Annotated in this window: 13 protein-coding genes; 9 read left to right on the forward strand and 4 right to left on the reverse strand. The window is 61.4% G+C overall.

Annotated features, from left to right (window positions below; translation table 11 throughout):
• The 5 genes from FJ527_RS24650 to FJ527_RS24665 form a co-directional block, all read left to right on the forward strand.
• Positions 1–890, forward strand: an 890-nt coding sequence (locus tag FJ527_RS24650) for a hypothetical protein (protein WP_246677787.1), incomplete at its 5' end; no start/stop codon positions are given.
• 265 nt (positions 891–1,155) lie between these two features.
• Positions 1,156–1,335 (forward strand): hypothetical protein, encoded by a 180-nt coding sequence (locus FJ527_RS29720; RefSeq protein WP_023796661.1) that lies wholly within the window; start codon positions 1,156–1,158, stop codon positions 1,333–1,335.
• 224 nt (positions 1,336–1,559) lie between these two features.
• Entirely contained in the window at positions 1,560–3,851 is a 2,292-nt protein-coding gene (locus FJ527_RS24655; protein ID WP_140824257.1) for a peptidase domain-containing ABC transporter, read from the forward strand.
• An 83-nt stretch (positions 3,852–3,934) separates the two neighbouring features.
• Positions 3,935–5,296 carry an HlyD family type I secretion periplasmic adaptor subunit gene (locus tag FJ527_RS24660; RefSeq protein ID WP_246677788.1) on the forward strand — a complete coding sequence of 454 codons (1,362 nt, stop codon included), beginning with the start codon at positions 3,935–3,937 and terminating at the stop codon, positions 5,294–5,296.
• Between the two features lie 159 nt (positions 5,297–5,455).
• Positions 5,456–7,060, forward strand: a complete 1,605-nt coding sequence (locus FJ527_RS24665) for an SEL1-like repeat protein (protein ID WP_246677789.1) — start codon at positions 5,456–5,458, stop codon at positions 7,058–7,060.
• Between the two features lie 215 nt (positions 7,061–7,275).
• Here the strand turns inward: FJ527_RS24665 and FJ527_RS24670 are convergent, their stop codons facing one another.
• Positions 7,276–7,596, reverse strand: a complete 321-nt coding sequence (locus tag FJ527_RS24670) for a DUF982 domain-containing protein (protein WP_140824259.1) — start codon at positions 7,594–7,596, stop codon at positions 7,276–7,278.
• 891 nt (positions 7,597–8,487) lie between these two features.
• Complete coding sequence (locus tag FJ527_RS24675) at positions 8,488–9,996, reverse strand: phosphomannomutase/phosphoglucomutase (protein WP_140824260.1); 1,509 nt, start codon at positions 9,994–9,996, stop codon at positions 8,488–8,490.
• Between the two features lie 387 nt (positions 9,997–10,383).
• Here FJ527_RS24675 and FJ527_RS24680 point away from each other — a divergent pair, with 387 nt between their 5' ends.
• The gene (locus FJ527_RS24680; protein ID WP_023781630.1) at positions 10,384–10,617 is read left to right on the forward strand and encodes a hypothetical protein; all 234 of its coding nucleotides are present in this window, start codon (positions 10,384–10,386) and stop codon (positions 10,615–10,617) included.
• 216 nt (positions 10,618–10,833) lie between these two features.
• Here the strand turns inward: FJ527_RS24680 and FJ527_RS29410 are convergent, their stop codons facing one another.
• Complete coding sequence (locus tag FJ527_RS29410; protein WP_181166470.1) at positions 10,834–11,517, reverse strand: hypothetical protein; 684 nt, start codon at positions 11,515–11,517, stop codon at positions 10,834–10,836.
• Between the two features lie 29 nt (positions 11,518–11,546).
• Positions 11,547–12,380 carry a hypothetical protein gene (locus tag FJ527_RS29415; RefSeq protein WP_181166471.1) on the reverse strand — a complete coding sequence of 278 codons (834 nt, stop codon included), beginning with the start codon at positions 12,378–12,380 and terminating at the stop codon, positions 11,547–11,549.
• 492 nt (positions 12,381–12,872) lie between these two features.
• Here FJ527_RS29415 and FJ527_RS24690 point away from each other — a divergent pair, with 492 nt between their 5' ends.
• The 3 genes from FJ527_RS24690 (at position 12,873) to FJ527_RS24700 (ending at position 16,533) form a co-directional block, all read left to right on the forward strand.
• Positions 12,873–13,097, forward strand: coding sequence for a hypothetical protein (locus FJ527_RS24690; RefSeq protein WP_140620151.1), 225 nt, complete (start codon positions 12,873–12,875; stop codon positions 13,095–13,097).
• 770 nt (positions 13,098–13,867) lie between these two features.
• Positions 13,868–14,542 (forward strand): response regulator transcription factor, encoded by a 675-nt coding sequence (locus FJ527_RS24695; RefSeq protein ID WP_246673994.1) that lies wholly within the window; start codon positions 13,868–13,870, stop codon positions 14,540–14,542.
• Positions 14,543–15,105: 563 nt separating this feature from the next.
• A complete protein-coding gene (locus tag FJ527_RS24700; RefSeq protein WP_140824261.1) occupies positions 15,106–16,533 on the forward strand; it encodes a glutamate-1-semialdehyde 2,1-aminomutase in 1,428 nt (475 codons plus the stop codon).
• Positions 16,534–16,570: the final 37 nt, after the last annotated feature.

The following is a 16,570-nucleotide window of genomic DNA, read 5'->3' on the forward strand; positions in this document are numbered from 1 at the left end:
GGCTCAACCGGTGCCACGGGTTCCACTGGCGCGACTGGCCATACCGGAGCGACTGGCTCGACGGGTGCTACGGGCTCGACCGGTGCTACAGGTCATACCGGTGCAACCGGAGCGACCGGCTCAACCGGTGCCACGGGTTCCACTGGCGCGACTGGTCATACCGGTGCCACCGGAGCGACAGGTTCGACCGGAGCGACTGGCTCGACCGGAGCAACAGGCTCGACCGGGTCGACTGGAGCAACCGGTGCCACAGGGTCTACCGGTGCAACCGGCTCCACTGGTGCGACAGGTCATACCGGAGCGACTGGCTCAACCGGTGCCACGGGTTCCACTGGTGCGACTGGCCATACCGGAGCGACTGGCTCGGCGGGTGCTACGGGCTCGACGGGTGCGACAGGTCATACCGGTGCAACCGGAGCGACCGGCTCAACCGGTGCCACGGGTTCCACTGGCGCGACTGGCCATACCGGAGCGACTGGCTCGACGGGTGCTACGGGCTCGACCGGTGCCTCTGGCTCGACCGGAGCAACAGGCTCGACTGGTGCAACAGGCTCGACCGGGGCGACTGGTGCCACCGGCTCAACGGGTGCAACCGGAGCGACTGGCTCGAGCGGGTCGACTGGAGCAACCGGTGCTACTGGTGCGACCGGCGATACGGGTGCAACAGGTTCGACTGGAGCCACAGGCGATACAGGCGCCGCTGGTTCGACTGGAGCAACAGGCTCGACCGGGTCGACTGGAGCAACCGGTGCCACAGGGTCTACCGGTGCGACTGGCTCGACCGGTGCCACAGGCTCGACTGGTGCCACGGGGTCCACTGGTGCGACTGGTTCTACCGGGGCAACAGGTTCGACAGGCCCGACCGGAGGAACCGGTTCGGGTGGTGGTGACACTGGTCATGCCAACAACGGCCACGGCAACGGAGAACAGCCCGCGCCGGGTAATTCCGGGGACCATAACAATGCCGACAACAGCTCACATCAGGGACAGGGCAACTCCGGCAACGGAAACGGCGGTTCCAAAGCCAACGTCACGGCCAGCACGCTGGGGCTCAAGGACACGACACAATTCCTGCCGTCGAGCTCGACCGGCAACGGCAGTGACCCCGGCGGCCAAGCGTCGTTCCGCAACCTGATCGGGCTTGCAGCCACATCGGTGACGACAGACCTGCTCAATGTCCTCAAGACGATCAGCGGATCTGGTCAGAACCAAAACAAGCCGACGGGGGCGAGCACGGATCTTACCTCCGACCAGACTAAGCCTGGCGCCGGCTACGCCAGCAACGACCACACCGTCAAGACGACCCTGAAGGATCTCTTGAAGCCACATGAGTGAGCGGCGAACGGACTGGACGGTAACTGGTCCAGGTTGAAAAAGGACGCGCGGGCTTCGCTGGAAATCGGCACCCCGCGCGTTCATCATCTCGAAAGAGGAAAAGCCATGAGAGTCGCGCTCCCGATCAGTTCGGAGTACAGTGCGTCATTGCCAGGAACCTCGGCAGAAACGCCTCGGCCTTGGGCCTTGTGGATCGTTGGCGCTGCGTACCGGATGAGAAGCCTGTGGTAAACGTTCCCGTAAATGCCGACAATCAGCCGCTCCGGATCCGCGCCGGGACCGAGGTCGAGGCTGCGGCGGACCAGGCCGACGGCCAGAATGCGCCCGGCGGTCCCGCCGAGCTCGACCAGCTCAGCGCGCGCCTCAAGGCCGTACTGCGGGCCGCCCGCTATCACGGCGTCGAACTCGATCCCTCGGAATTCAGGACGGCCAACCCGGTCCCGAGCGCCGCCGATCTCTCCGAGTGGGCGCAAAACGCCGGCATGTGGTCGCGCGCCATACGCATCCGCTGGGCCCACCTCTTGCGCTTCCAGGACACCGGACCGGTCGTCCTGTTGTTCAACGATGGCGGCGCGGGTCTCCTTACCGGCGCGAGTGTCGAGCGCAACGTCGTCTTCCTCAAAAGTGCTGACGCGCCAGACGACGGCGAGGTCACCGCCGTCGACGAGCTGCGGCTGTCCCAGGTGTGGACGGGCGAGGCCGTGCTGCTGCGCCCTACTCGGTCGCATGTGGCAGCGGACGCGCCTTTCACCCTGCACTGGCTGGCCGAACTGGTGCGGCTCGAAAGCCGCCCCCTGCGCGACATCGCCATTGCCTCGTTCACGCTCAGTGTCCTTACCATCTTGCCGCCGCTGATGGTCATGACATTGGTCAACAAGGTGCTGCAGTTCAACAGCCTGTCCACTCTGGTGCTCCTGTCCGCGGTGATTGCCGTAGTTTTCGTCTACGAGACCCTGCTTGGCCATTCGCGGCGGCTGATCATCAACGTCGTCGGCGCCCGTCTCGACACCAAGCTGCATCTGCACGTCTTTAGCCGGCTCCTGCGCCTGCCGCTCGACTATTTCGAGCGCCATCCGGCCGGCGAGACGATGTATCACCTCGCCCAGGTCTATCGTATCCGTGAATTCCTGACCGGAAAGCTCCTTAGCACGTTCCTGGATCTGATCACGCTGTGCGTGCTGGTGCCTGTAATGTTCTATATCAACGCCACGCTGGCCTGGATCGTGGTGGCCTGCGCGGTCGTGATCATGCTGATCATCCTTGCCTATCTCAAGCCGCTGCGCCGCAGGTACCAACGGGTGGTCGAAGCCGAGACCTGGAAGTCGGCGGCGCTCGGCGAAACTGTCGTCGGCATCAAGACGGTGAAGGCGCTCGGCCTTGAGCCGCAGCGCAAGGCGCTCTGGGATGAACGGGTGGCTGAAGCGGGAAAGGCCCGTCTCGCCTTCGGCCAGCTCGCCAGTTGGCCGCAGACCTTGGTCACGCCGATCGAACGCGTGATGGTGCTCGGCACCATGCTGATCGGCGCCTATCTCGCCATGAACGACCGCTCCGGCTATATGGTCGGCAGTCTGTTCGCCTTCATGATGATCTCCCAGCGCGTGGCGCAGCCGCTGGTCGGCCTGGCGCGACTGGTTGAAGACTATGAGGAGGTCGGAGCGGCGATCGGCGAGGCAGCGTCGGTTCTCAACCGGCCGCTGGAGAGCAGCTCGAATTCCACCGGCCTGAGACCCAAGCTCGTCGGCGAGGTGGCGTTCAGCGACCTGACCTTCAGCTATATCGCTACAAAGTCGCCGGCGCTCGACCGGGTCAGCTTCCACATCCCTGCCGGCACCATGTTCGGCATTGTCGGGCGCAGCGGGTCGGGGAAATCGACCATCGCGCGCCTCCTGCAGGGGATCAACCGTGACTACAGCGGCTTCCTCAAGCTTGACGGCGTCGACCTCAAAGAGATCAACCTGCGCCATCTTCGCCAAGGGCTCGGCGTGGTGCTCCAGGACAATTTTCTGTTCCGCGGCTCGATCCGCGACAACATCATCGCCGGGCGCCCAGGGCTGACGCTTTCCGACGCCATGCGTGCCGCGCATCTCGCCGGCGCCCAGGAATTCATCGAGCGGATGCCCAATGGTTACGACACCTACATCGAGGAAGGCTCGCCCAATCTGTCAGGCGGTCAAAAGCAGCGGCTGGCGATCGCGCGCGCCCTCATCCACGATCCGACAATCCTCATCCTCGACGAAGCGACCAGCGCGCTCGACCCCGAGAGCGAGGCAGTGGTCAGCGCCAACCTCATGCGCATCGCCAGCGGGCGCACCATGATCATCGTTTCGCACCGGCTGTCCTCGCTGACAGAATGCGACAACATCCTGGTCATGGATCAGGGTAAGGTGCTCGACGTCGCGCCGCACGCGACGCTGCTCGAGCGATGCACGCTCTACCGCCAGCTGTGGTCGCAGCAAAACCGGCACCTCGATGGCCGCCAAGGCCGTCCGGTCGCCATACCGCCGCGGTTGGTTTGACGATGCCAAGACAATCTACGCTTCAGGTCCGGTAACCCATGAGTAGCACCTCGCTCATCGCCCTCCCCGCCCGGCGGCAGCGGATGGAAACGAGGGATCCGACAAGCCCGGCCATACTGGAGTTCCAGTGGCCGTCAAGCGCCGTCACCAATGCACCCATTCCGCGCACGGCGCGCGGCATCGTCTGGATCATTGCGAGCCTCGTCATGGCGCTGATCGCCCTGGCAGGACTAATACCGGTCGATCAGGTTGTGACGGCAAGGGGGCTGGTGGTGTCAAACGCGCCCAACATCCTGGTGCAGCCGCTGGAGACGGCGATCGTGCGTTCCATCGACGTTCGTGAAGGACAGCACGTTCAGGCCGGTCAAGTGCTTGCTCGCCTCGATGCGACCTTTGCTTCAGCCGACCTGGCGGCGCTTGCGATGCAGGTTTCGACACTTGAAGCCGAAGTGGCGCGCCTGAAGGCGGAAGCAGACGGCAAGGTCTTCAACTATGACGGTCTGGACCCAAGCTGGACCCTGCAGGCATCGATCTTTGAGCGCCGCAAGGCGGTCTACGACGCCAAGGTCGAAAATTTCGACCGCCAGCGCGACGAACTCGGTTCCGTGATCTCGCGTTCGCTGTCGGATGCCGACGGCTACCGCCAGCGGCTCACTGTGGCGGCGTCGATCGAACAGATGCGCAAGCAGCTCGAAGCACGGCAGGTGGGCAGCCGCCTCAACACACTGCTGGCCGAAGACAATCGCGCCGAAATGTCCCGGTCGCTTGGCAATGCCGAGCAGACGGCCCAAGCCGCAAGGCTCCAGCAGCAGGCCGTGGCCGCCGAGCGCGACGGATACATTCAGGGATGGCGTGCCGATGTCTCACAAAGCCTGTCGGAGGCGAGTTCGCGGATATCCGACGCGCGCGAACTTCTCAACAAGGCAAAGCTGCGCAAGCAGTTGGTGGAATTGAAGAGTGAAGCCGACGCCACCGTCCAATCGGTGGCCAAGGTCTCGGTCGGTTCGGTCCTGCAGTCCGGCGAGCGCTTGATCACCCTCGTACCGGCTAACGCGCCGCTCGAGATCGAGACAAACATCGTCGGCCGCAGCAGCGGCTTCGTCCATGTCGGCGACCAGGTGGTTATCAAGTTCGACACTTTCCCCTATTCGCAATATGGGCTCGCGCATGGCACCGTGCGGACGCTCAGCCCGGATTCCTTTTCTGCCCAGGAGCAAGCCCGCGATCCGAACAGCTCGCTGGCCATGCTGCCTTCCGACGCCGAGCCGTTCTATCGCGTGCGCATTTCCATCGATCAGGTCGCTCTTCACGGCGTGCCTGCCGGTTTCACCGTCAGCCCCGGAATGCCGGTGACCGCCGACGTCAAGGTCGGTCGGCGTACTGTGCTCAAGTACATACTCGCAGTGATGCTCCCGGTCAGCCAGGAAGCGATGCGGGAGCCATAGAGGATCGGAGCGATCAGAGGTTCGGGATCGATGACAATTCTGCATCGGCTGGCTGGACGCGTCTCCCCGGCGGCAGCGTTGCGCCGGTCTATCCAGCTTTTTGACGCCGGCAAACCAGCTGAAGCCTTTCCGCTGGTGGCGGTAGCCGCGCGTGCGGGAATGGTCGAGGCCGAATACCGGGTCGCGCGTTGCTATCTCGAGGGAGCGGGTGTGCCGCCCAGCCGTGTGGAAGGCGCGCGTTGGCTGCTGCGGGCAGCCAATCACGGCAGCGCCGATGCGCAGGCGCTCCTTGCCGCACTCTACGTGACGGGGCTGGTCCCGGCGGAAGCCGCCAGTAAAGGCGCCGGATCGGAAGAATTGTTCAAACGCGACCGCCCAGGCGAACCGGATTTCACGGCAGCGTTCGAACTGGCCACCAAGGCCGCCGAGGCGGGCTCGCCAACCGGACAGGCGATCCTTGGCTATCTCCTCACCAGCGGCCCCAAGCCGATGCGCAACGCAGATGCGGCGCATCACTGGTACGAGAAGTCGGCTTCCGCCGGCTGTGCCGAAGGATGTCTTGGCCTTGCCCTGTCGCTCGCCCGGCGTGGCAATCGCGAACACCGGGTCAGGATTGCGGCCGAGGTACGACGCGCGGCCGACGCCGGCCTGCCGACCGCAACCTATCTTCTGGCGGTCCTCACCGAGCACGGGCTCGGCGTCTCACGCGACCTGGCGGCCGCCGCTCGCCTCTATCAGGCCGCCGCAGAGAAGGGCCTTCCCTCCGCCCAGTTCCGGCTGGGCTTGGCACTGATTGATGGGGGCCTCGTCGACCATGATCCCGCTGCCGGCGAGGCCTGGATGCGCAGTGCCGCCTTGGCCGGCAACAGCGAGGCCGCCTATCTCCTGGGCGATCGCTATGTGAAAAACCAGCGGCCCGATTTTGCGGAAGCCGCAAACTGGTATCGGCGGGCGGCCGAAGCGGGTCACCAGGCCGCCGCCCGCGCCCTGGCCTCTCTCTACCTGACGGGGAACGGTGTGGCTGAGGACGTCGAAGAGGGAGCACGCTGGCTGCGCGCCTCTGCCAATGCCGGCAATCAGGACGCACAGATCGACCTCGCCAATCTCGTCCTCGGAGGAGCCGGCGAGCCGGACGACGGCGCAAGCGTTGCCGGTTGGTTCGAGGCCGCCGCATCATCGGGCGACCTGATTGCAGCATTCAATCTCGGGCTCTGCTTCGCCAACGGCGTTGGCGTGCGCCAGGACGAGGCACAAGCGGCGCAGTGGCTGAGGCGGGCCGCCGAAGGTGTCGCGGAGGCGCAATATATGTATGCCCGCCTCCTCCAGGATGGCCGCGGCGTGGCGACGGATCCAAGGCAGGCCCGCCTCTGGTTTGCTCGGGCGGGCAAAGCCGGCGTCCTCGACGCACAGGTCGCGCTTGCCGAGATGCTGCTCAACGGGCGCGGTGGCGCCCGCGAGCCAGAGGTCGCAACGCAGTTGTTCAAGCAGGCCGCTCTCGACGGCCACGCTGGGGCGATGTTTGCGCTAGGTGCGCTGTACGGTGCTGGCCAGGCCCTGCCGGTTGACCACAAGGCGGCGCAGAAATGGTTCGCCGCCGCTGCCGGACGTGGTCATGGCCAAGCCCAGCTCATGCTTGGGCGTTACCTCGTCAATGGCCTGGCCGGGGAGTGCGACCCCGCGGCCGGCCGGGTCTGGCTCGAGCGGGCGGCTGCCTGCGGCGTCAGTGAAGCGGCCGACGAACTCGCCGAGCCCATATCTGGTTGAGCTTTGCCGATTTTGTCAACAAACCGTCAGGCTCGTGGCGCGCGCCCGCTGAGGTGGCCTCATGCGGACCCGTCCAGAGCTGCAAGCCACCGGGGTGACCGCTGCGGTCATCGCCTGAAGCGCTTCGCGTCGAGACGGATTTCAGGCGACGCGCTTTACGTAGATCTTATGCGTGTCGCCTTCCCAAAACCGAAGTCACTGTTGGCCACCGTGCACTAGCCATCAACCACGACTTCTGACCGTCTGTCATAGGCTGTCATCCACTCTTCTGCAGCTCCACCAGAGGACTCGATTTCCTCCGCGGCGAGAATTCCCTGAGATCGAGCAAATGCCTCAAAGGCAAGGCGAGCCGTTTCCGCATCTTCGTCGTCTGCAAGGGCAGACCGGAAAAGCGCAAGTGTGGCCGCATGTGTTGGGCTGCGGAACCCGACCCATTCGTCGAGAAGCTGATAGGCATCCATGACAGATGACACCTCATGCGCAAAGCCAAGTCCCACAATTACCTGAACCGGGCGGGTGAAGCGCTTGGGCGTCATTGTTGAGCTCCGTTTCGAGGACCGTAGTCAGAGTGCCACTAGCTGTGTACTGAGGTGACCGGGCCAAGGACCATTTCTGGCCTCAGGATGCATCATAGTCTGGCAAATATTCAAGTAGGTCTTACGGACTAAAGAGCCTCCGACGAATTCTGAAGTCGCGCCTACTTCCGGCAGCTGCCATGGACCGCAGTGCGGGCCGTTACCTTCCTTGCTCTGTACAGATGGCTACATACAGCTTGCATACTGCCCGCTAATCGTTCGCCTGAGGAAGGTGCATGGCAGACAATTGACAGTCGTGGAGTACAGCTTGCCATTACGGCTCGCGATCACGTCAACAGAAGCACCTAATCTTGGCGTTTGCTGTCGGCATGGCAAGGGCCGCCCGCCGGCGCGATGCTACTGCCCGTCTTTGACGTCGGCTCGCACGAGCCGCCCTGTCCCAAACAGAAGCGCGAAACGGTACACTTTTGGCCGACCCGTTCTTACACCCCGCATTTCTGGCCGGCAAAGGGCGCGCGAAAGTGCCTCGGCTCGCCTTTCGTCAATCTCCAGCATCACATTCTCGCACGTGTCTGAAGCCCCACACCCAGGGCATCTCAGGACATTCGATGGTCGTGTCTCATCGCCGACAAGAGCAAGTTTGCACCTGTTGCAGCCGAGCCGCGGTGTGTTTGCAATCATGATGGTTATCCCAGCGCTCGCCAAAGGTTCACCCCTGACGCTGGATGGGAGATGCAATTGAGGGACCATTTGCGGGTGGCCCATTACGGCACAGCTTTGACGCTGCGAACCCCGGCAGAGCCTGCCCTGGAGCCTGAGGATGCAAGAGCCCGTCGTCCCACTTTGCAATAATCAGTTGCACCAAGCCGCCATTCTCGCCGCTTGGCCCGCTCAAAAAGTTTGGTTATAGGCGCCGACTTCCGGACTGCGGCGCAACACGGCGTCGACGGCATCGAACATCTGGCGGCGACGCTCGGACGAGACCGGACTTTCGACGACCACGACCAGTTCCGGCTTGTTCGACGAGGCGCGCACCAGACCCCAGGTACCGTCCTCGGCAACGACGCGCACGCCATTGACGGTGATGAGATCCACGATCTTCTGGCCGGCAAAACTGGAGCCGTCACGCTTCATCGCCTGAAAATCGGAGACCACTCGCTCGACCACGCCATATTTCACATCGTCCGCGCAGTGCGGGGACATTGTGGGCGTGCCGAAGGTCAGTGGCAGTGCCCCGTAGAGATCGGCCATCGAACTGGCGGGGTTACGGTCCAGCATCTGACAGATGGCGATTGCCGTGACCAGTCCGTCGTCATAGCCGCGCCCGATTGGGGGGTTGAAGAAGAAGTGGCCTGATTTTTCGAAGCCGGCGACCGCGCCGAGTTCGGCAACCCGGCGCTTGATGTAGGAATGGCCGGTCTTCCAATAGTCGGTAACGGCGCCATTGGCGCGCAGCACCGTGTCGGTGTTGAACAGTCCGGTCGACTTGACGTCGACAACGAAGGTCGAACCCGGATGGAGCCGCGAAATATCCCGCGCAAGCATGACGCCGACCTTGTCGGCGAAGATCTCCTTGCCTTCATTGTCGACGACACCGCAGCGGTCGCCGTCGCCATCGAATCCCAACCCGACATCGGCCCCGGTCTTCAGCACCTTGTCTCGGATGGCATGCAGCATCTGCATGTCTTCCGGATTGGGATTGTAGTTTGGAAACGTATGATCAAGCTCGACATCGAGCGGGATCACTTCGCAGCCAATGCGTTCCAGCGCCTCAGGTGCGAAGGCACCAGCAGTGCCATTGCCGCAGGCGGCAACCACTTTGAGCTTACGTGTGATGCGCTTGTCTCGGGTCAGATCGTTGAGATAGGTCTCTCGAAAGTCGGAAACGAAATCATAAGAGCCGCCGCCAACAAGGTCGAAATCGGCGGCCAGCACGATCGCCTTCAGCGCGCTCATCTCCTCGGGGCCGAAGGTCAGCGGCCGCGCCGCTCCCATCTTGACGCCGGTCCAGCCATTTTCGTTGTGCGAGGCCGTCACCATGGCCACCGACGGCGTATCGAGCGCGAACTGCGCGAAATAGGCCATCGGCGACAGGGCCAGACCGATATCCTTCACCCGTGCGCCGGTCGCCATCAGCCCGGAAACCAACGCCAGCTTGATGCCGAGCGAATAGGAACGGAAATCATGCCCGGTGACGATGTCTGGCCCAACCCCGAGACGGCGGATCATCGTGCCGAGCCCCATACCCAACGCCTGGACGCCGATCAGGTTGAGTTCGGGCGCGACCTGGCCAAACCACCAGCGCGCGTCATATTCCCTGAAGCCGCATGCCTTGATCAGCGCAGAGGTTTCAAACGCGAAGGTGTTGGGCCGGGCTTCGGCAATGAAATTCAGAGGCACGAAAGGAAACTCCGCACGATGAAAACGACACGAACGCGCTTGTCGAGGCGGTAGCTTACCGGAACCGTTCCTCAGGCCTATCTATCAGTTTGGTTGAGCCTGCTCAGGCTCGACGCCTGCTGCGGCCTTAGCGGGCCGACACTGCTTTTGAAAAGGCGATGGCTGTCGCTTTCCCGACGGTGCAGAAGGCGAAGTCTCGGGAGACGGTTTTGTCGGCCAATCGAACCTTTTTAATATTTTGTGATCAACCGGATTTGAGTTCTCCACAACCGTCTCCGGTTGACCATCTGCGGTTGCTAGAATCTTGTGGGCGAATGCCCTAAGCAGCCGTGAGCAAGAGCAAAACCCCGCTTTGACGAGCGGTTTGTTGTTAAGCGCGGATGCAAAATGCCACTGTTTTTTTTCGATGTCCGGGACGGCAAATCCCATTTTCCCGACACCGAGGGCACCCATTACGTCGGTGCGCTTGAGGCCCGGGTAGACGCAGTCAGAATGCTGGTCGCCATGGCACAGGACGAAGTTCAGGGCGAGCTGCAAAGCAAGCTTTCGGTAGTCGTATCCGACGAAAGCCGTAGGCCCGTGATGGAAGCAAATATTGATTGCAATATAAAAGTCTTCTGAAAATCCCCAAAACCGGCATCAGCTTCGCACGGATGAGTTGCCCCGCAACGATGTAACCGTCGGATGCGCAGGTCAGATCAGGCAGGCGTGTGGCGCCAGCGTGTTGCACTTGTTCGGCACAGCCTGCAGGCTGCGACCAGCTTTTGGCGGCAACCCTCCTCTTCTTGCCAGGCGACCGGCGCCCCAGCCAAGGGCGATCGAGCCCAGGCTCGCCGGTTAGTCAATATCCCCGTCCATTTTGAACATGACCGGGCCCTGACACATTGCCAGCAACCTTTGCCGTCGCAAAACCAACTCGGCGGAACCGGAGTACACGACTTTGGCCGCACCGTCGCCGGACGCCGGGCTAGATCGCTCGAATGCCGCAATGCCGCGCCGAGCACTGACTCTCGTGGCGCAAACGACTGCAAGTGCAATGAAAAAGAGAATGCCTGGATCAGCGCTGCCGCCCGATACCGACATGGCAATTATGCTTGCAAGGGCAGCATTCCTGACGCTGACCACGACGGCGTCTGTTTCTGGGGCCACCCATTGCCGAACCGCCCCCAGCCCCCTAGCCAGGACACACAGCAGGACACCCATCATCAGCGACCCGAACAAGCCCAACTGGGAAAGGACAGCGATCGGCCAACTCGATGCTCTTGAGCTGCCGAACCCCACACCCAGGCCGCTGGGATCGAGAAACGACTTCAGGCTCTTTACATTCCAATAGGTGCGTTCATGGCCCGAGGCGGAATCGGCTTTGTTGATGATGGTGCTGTTGATCAGCCTGACGAACGGGTCAAACGCCTCGGCCTTGTAAAGACTTATGCCCAACATGGCTGTCCCGCCCAACACCAAGAGAGCCATTATCAGGATCTCTTCGCCCTCGACCTTTCCCCTCAGGATCGAGCCCAGCATCGACAAAGCAACCGGGATGCATAGCAGTATCAGCCCGACATAGGCGGTCGATGAAGTCGACAGAATGGACAGGAAGAGCAGGATGGCAGCCAGCCATTTGGCCAGCGGTGATTTCGTCTTTCTCCAGTAGCTGTAGCAGAATGCCAGGAGTAGCTGTAGCAGAATGCCAGGCAGGCGAGGGAAATGCTGGCGAATGAAGAGGCCTCCGAAAAAGGTCCGGTGATCCGCACGAATCCGGCCTCCGTCGCGTTCGATATGATCGCGTAGTTGGCGGTTCTGATCGGGCCCAGCAGGTCTCCCGCGCCCGCCGTCTTGCTGATGAAATCGAAGACTCCCATCCCCGTGTGGAGGCCGCACCACAAGAAGAAGCCGCGCCGGACCTGGTCGATCCGGTCGGAGTGCAGCAGCAGGGCGCAAACTATAGCGGCGAGTCCACCAAGGACGAAATAGCCGGTCTGAGAGATGTTGCTGGAAACCGGCGCCAAGGAATCTTCTATGACTATGCCGCGGGTCTTGGACTGCACGAATACGGCGGTCTGTCCCGCAAAGAATCTCGGACACAACCATGATCCGATGACTGCGTACAGTATGAGGCTTGTCAGGATCCAGACCGTCCGGATGCTTCCGAACACGAGTCCAAGATCAAGCCATATGCGGCGTCTTGCAGCGACGGTCGTGACAAGCAAGGCCGCGAACATGGTATAGATCAATGGAGATGACCCGCCCAGAAAGGTCAGTGTCATGACGGCCGTCGCGCCGAAAGCCTGGGAAGCGATCAAGCCGATGATCAGCATTCCCCTTGAATAGTAGGACGTGACCAAAATAGCCGCGCATATTAGCAGTCCCGGCAGAGACACCTGCATGCCGACGAGTTCCCGCTTGGTTTGGCCCTGTGACGCCGATACAGCGAGCTGTCCGATCGCTAATCTTTCGACAGCTGGATGTCCTGAGCAAGTGAGTCAGAGGGGGTAGCCTTCCACCGGCGATGGTAGAGCGCGCCAATGCTCGTCCCCACATCCCTTCCGTGGCCTTGATAATCAAGGTGGTGGCGTGCGCTCAAAAGCGCTTGGCGTTGAGTGATCGAATGTCCCCATCAACGTCGCGCCAAAACATGCACCTGAGCACAATTCGACAACAAACAGGTCTGCGACGGAGGCGCGAAGCGGGTCGTACCCTCCCGCGAATGGCTAAGCCCTGGTTCCGGCGGGCCCCCTAAAGAACGCCTCGACCCGGGAAGCCGACGACCTTACTACAGTCGCACGCAGTTTTTTGCTTTCAGCCAGGAAACTCTCTGTCAATGCAGGCGCGTAGTAGGCCGGGCAGCGGAGAATTCCACTACAGGGAGGAGAGGCGATATGACCAGCCATGGAGTATATCGCGCGTTAGGGCTCAAGCAGGTTAGGAAACTCAAGGAGGTTTACGAGTGTGCACGGGCCGTGAAGGCCACCTACCCTGAGAGTCATATCGCCAGCAAAGCCGCCAAAAGGTTGATCGACGCCTTCGAAGCCGATGTCCAGAATGCCGGACCTGTTCTGGACGCATCTTGGCTGACCGAGAATGATCCCCAGGGGACCGCCTGAGCCCGAGCTATACATGGCGTAGCTGTCGGTGTAAGTGCGGCGACACCGTGTGCTGCTTCGGACCTCATGTCCGCTAGGGATGCTGGCGGATTTGCCTTCCCCTTCCCGACCAAACGAGCTGGCATTTGCCACAGCGTCCAAGGAGCGCCATGGAGCTGCCCTACGCGGTCCTTTGGCTGAGCGTTGCGCGAAGCAGGCGCTTAGATGACAGTGGCGGCGCCTATGCAGTCAACCGATGCTTTGGTGATACGTGGCTTTTGACTGCCGGAGGGGTAGTCCTCGGCTACGCCTATGGGATGAGGACCGCCGGGCCAGCTGTCTTCGGATGGGTTCACCTTCGCAGCGTTGCGATGTCCTGCGGTATTCAGACGCTCCACAACATCCATCGACGGGCCAGCTCGCATGTTTACCTAAAACGGTAGCGTCCGCGGCGGGGCTAGCCGTTAGTGTTTTTCGCACATCCAAAAATTTAACCAAATGTTAATCTAAGTTAGCGCTGGCTCATAAATAGCCCATAAGCTTAGGTTGTTCTGGTTGGGATTGGGAACAGGGAACAGCAGTGGGTGCAAAGCTGGGCAAATTCCAGCTGAAGCTCCCAAATGGTGGGCGCCGATTTTTAAATTTCTGGAGGAACTGAAGAGTGAGGGGCTAATTGGCCGCCGCAGGGCGGATCGCGTGGAAAAAGGGTGGGTAAGTGTATGGGCTCCACAGTAGGACTGCATAAATATACTTCGGCAGATCAGGCAGAAATCCCGTCAAGCGGAGCGGGAATGGTGCAGCGAGCAGGCAGGGAATGTCTGCTCATCCTGGACGGCAGGGCGCTCGACCGCGAATGTCTCGCATCGGCGCTGGAAGACCACGATCTCGGCATGGCCGTCGAGGCCATGGGATCGATTGCCGAATGGCGCGCCAAAGAGGGGATGACCCTTGCAGCCATTCTCTTCAACCTAGGTGGCCGGAAAGTCACCGACCAGGGTATCGCGGACCAGATCAGGCGAATTTCGAGCGAATTCAAGTCAGTGCCCGTAGTGATTTTGGCGGACACCGAAGACCTCGCACAGATACTGACGGCTCTCGAATGTGGCGCGCGTGGCTACATTCCAACCTCTGTAGGGATCGATGTCTGTGTCGAGGCAATCAATCTTGCGGCAGCGGGAGGCATCTTCGTTCCGGCAAGTAGCGTTCTGTCTATGCGGCACCTGATAGATTCAGGCAGCCGTGATGCGCCTTTGACCGGCATGTTCACGCTCAGGCAGGCTGAGGTCGCGCAGGCGCTCCGACGCGGCAAGGCCAACAAGATCATCGCCTTTGAACTGAACCTGCGCGAAAGCACGGTGAAGGTACACATCCGCAACATCATGAAGAAGCTCAAGGCGACCAACCGCACGGAAGTCGCATACAAGGTCAATGATCTCTTCGCGGAAGGAACTGCGGCTGAACGGTGATCGCAATCACACGCCGCCTCCCTCAATGTACGATCGCGGTCTTGTTGTAGCGAACGCACCAAGCGCGTCGCCGTCAACGAAAAGCCCGCCACGGTAGCGACCCGGGCGGGCTTCATTCTGAGCGGCTACATCCCGGGGGAATCGACCGCTGCTAGCTGTTTACCATAAGATTCTTTTTCGTGAATGGCGTGATCACGCAGGGGACTGCTATTTGGCAGGATCGCCTGGAATTTCCGGGTCGTCCGCGGGTCAGGGGTCGTAGTTCGCGGCAGCCGCGGCGCAAATGCTCATCAGCATTTCGGACATGCCGGCTGTTCGCCCAGGGTCCCAGTGTTGAGCCTGGTTCAAGCAACCTACGCTGGATTAGCTGCTCCCGGCCGCAGGCAACGCTGCGCGAATTCATTCGCTTGCGCCTTGATGCTGCTTGTCAGTTGCGCGTTTGCCGCACAAGACCGCACAATCGGGCCAACCATCCACCATAAGTGCTAAAGCGGTGACCTTATGGAGAACGCGAAAATCCAGGCTCAGACATCTAGACTTTCTGTCGAACTGGAGCAGTCCGCATGCCTGAGCAAAGCCTCTGTTTTCGCAAATCGGGACGCCTTCAAGAACGTGGCCGCGAGCTGATCCCGGGCGGCAGCCACACCTACGCGAAAGGCGAGGATCAGTATCCCGTTCTCGCGCCGGGCTTTATCGAACGTGGTCTGGGGTGCCACGTCTGGGATGTCGATGGAAACCAATACATCGAATACGGCATGGGCAACCGTTCCGTCGGGCTGGGGCATGCGTACCCAACGGTGCTCAGGGCGGTGGAGGCGGCGCTTGCAGGCGGAGCCAACTTCACGCGCCCCGCAAGGATCGAAGTTGACTGCGCCGAAACCTTCCTTGAACTCGTCGGCGCGCAGATGGTAAAATTCTGCAAGGACGGATCGGACGCGACGTCAGGCGCCGTCCGCCTTGCCCGCGCCTACACGGGTCGCGATCTCGTCGCGTGCTGCGCCGACCACCCTTTCTTTTCGACAGACGATTGGTTCATCGGCACCACACCGATGAATGCGGGAATTCCAGAAGCGGTTCAAAACCTGACCCTCACTTTCCGGTACAACGACATCGCTAGTGTCAAGGATTTGTTCGACAGGCACCCGGGTAAGGTAGCCGCTGTGATCCTGGAACCATCCCGTGGCGACGATCCGGCCGACGGCTTCCTGCATAATGTCCAGCGTCTTTGCCGGGAAAATGGCGCGCTGTTCATTCTCGACGAAATGATCACCGGGTTCAGGTGGCATGCAGCGGGAGCACAAAGGCTCTATGGCATCGAACCGGACTTCTCGACATTCGGCAAGGCTCTTGGCAATGGTTTTTCGGTCTCCGCCCTGGCAGGCAAACGCGAATATATGCGGCTGGGTGGGCTCGAGCATACGGATCGCCCCCGTGTCTTTCTGCTGTCGACCACGCATGGTGCGGAAACCCACGCGCTTGCCGCGGCCATCGCGACCATGCGGGTTTATCAGGACCAGTCCGTCATCGAACACCTGCACCGTCAGGGAACGAAATTGAAGGAAGGTATCACGGAGGTTTGCAGACGCCATGGATTGGATCGGCACTTCAAAGTTGTCGGCCGCCCCAGCTGTCTCGCCTACGCCACGCTTGACCAGGACGGCAAGCCGTCACAGACATACCGTTCCCTGTTCCTGCAGGAGACGATCAAGCGTGGTGTCCTCATGCCATCTCTCGTCGTCAGCTACACGCACGACGACGCGTCGGTCATGAAAACCATAGACGCCGTCGATGGTGCTCTGGGCGTGTACGCGAAGGCCCTGGATTCGGGAGCAAGCCAATTTTTGGTCGGCCGCCCCTCGCAGATCGTGTTTCGTCGCTTCAACAATGGCGATGCACAGGCCCAGATATCGGCCGTCTCACAGAACCCTCGGCCAGCGAGCAGTGAGACCAAACGACAATCAGAAACCCGCGGGCTCGTACCCACTTTATGAGCCGGTAACCCCGATCTGGCAGCGTGGTGCGCCAAAA

This window comes from Mesorhizobium sp. B2-4-18 (assembly GCF_006441385.1).
GTDB classification, from domain to species: domain Bacteria; phylum Pseudomonadota; class Alphaproteobacteria; order Rhizobiales; family Rhizobiaceae; genus Mesorhizobium; species Mesorhizobium australicum.

Coding starts and splice junctions, on each gene's coding strand:
- FJ527_RS24690 (WP_140620151.1), top strand. CDS start 12,873: ATGACCAGCCATGGAGTATATCGCGCGTTAGGGCTCAAGCAGGTTAGG.
- FJ527_RS24665 (WP_246677789.1), top strand. CDS start 5,456: ATGGTCGAGGCCGAATACCGGGTCGCGCGTTGCTATCTCGAGGGAGCG.
- FJ527_RS24660 (WP_246677788.1), top strand. CDS start 3,935: ATGGAAACGAGGGATCCGACAAGCCCGGCCATACTGGAGTTCCAGTGG.
- FJ527_RS24670 (WP_140824259.1), bottom strand. CDS start 7,596: ATGACGCCCAAGCGCTTCACCCGCCCGGTTCAGGTAATTGTGGGACTT.
- FJ527_RS24700 (WP_140824261.1), top strand. CDS start 15,106: ATGCCTGAGCAAAGCCTCTGTTTTCGCAAATCGGGACGCCTTCAAGAA.
- FJ527_RS29410 (WP_181166470.1), bottom strand. CDS start 11,517: ATGCTGGGCTCGATCCTGAGGGGAAAGGTCGAGGGCGAAGAGATCCTG.
- FJ527_RS24695 (WP_246673994.1), top strand. CDS start 13,868: ATGGTGCAGCGAGCAGGCAGGGAATGTCTGCTCATCCTGGACGGCAGG.
- FJ527_RS29415 (WP_181166471.1), bottom strand. CDS start 12,380: ATGCAGGTGTCTCTGCCGGGACTGCTAATATGCGCGGCTATTTTGGTC.
- FJ527_RS24680 (WP_023781630.1), top strand. CDS start 10,384: ATGCCACTGTTTTTTTTCGATGTCCGGGACGGCAAATCCCATTTTCCC.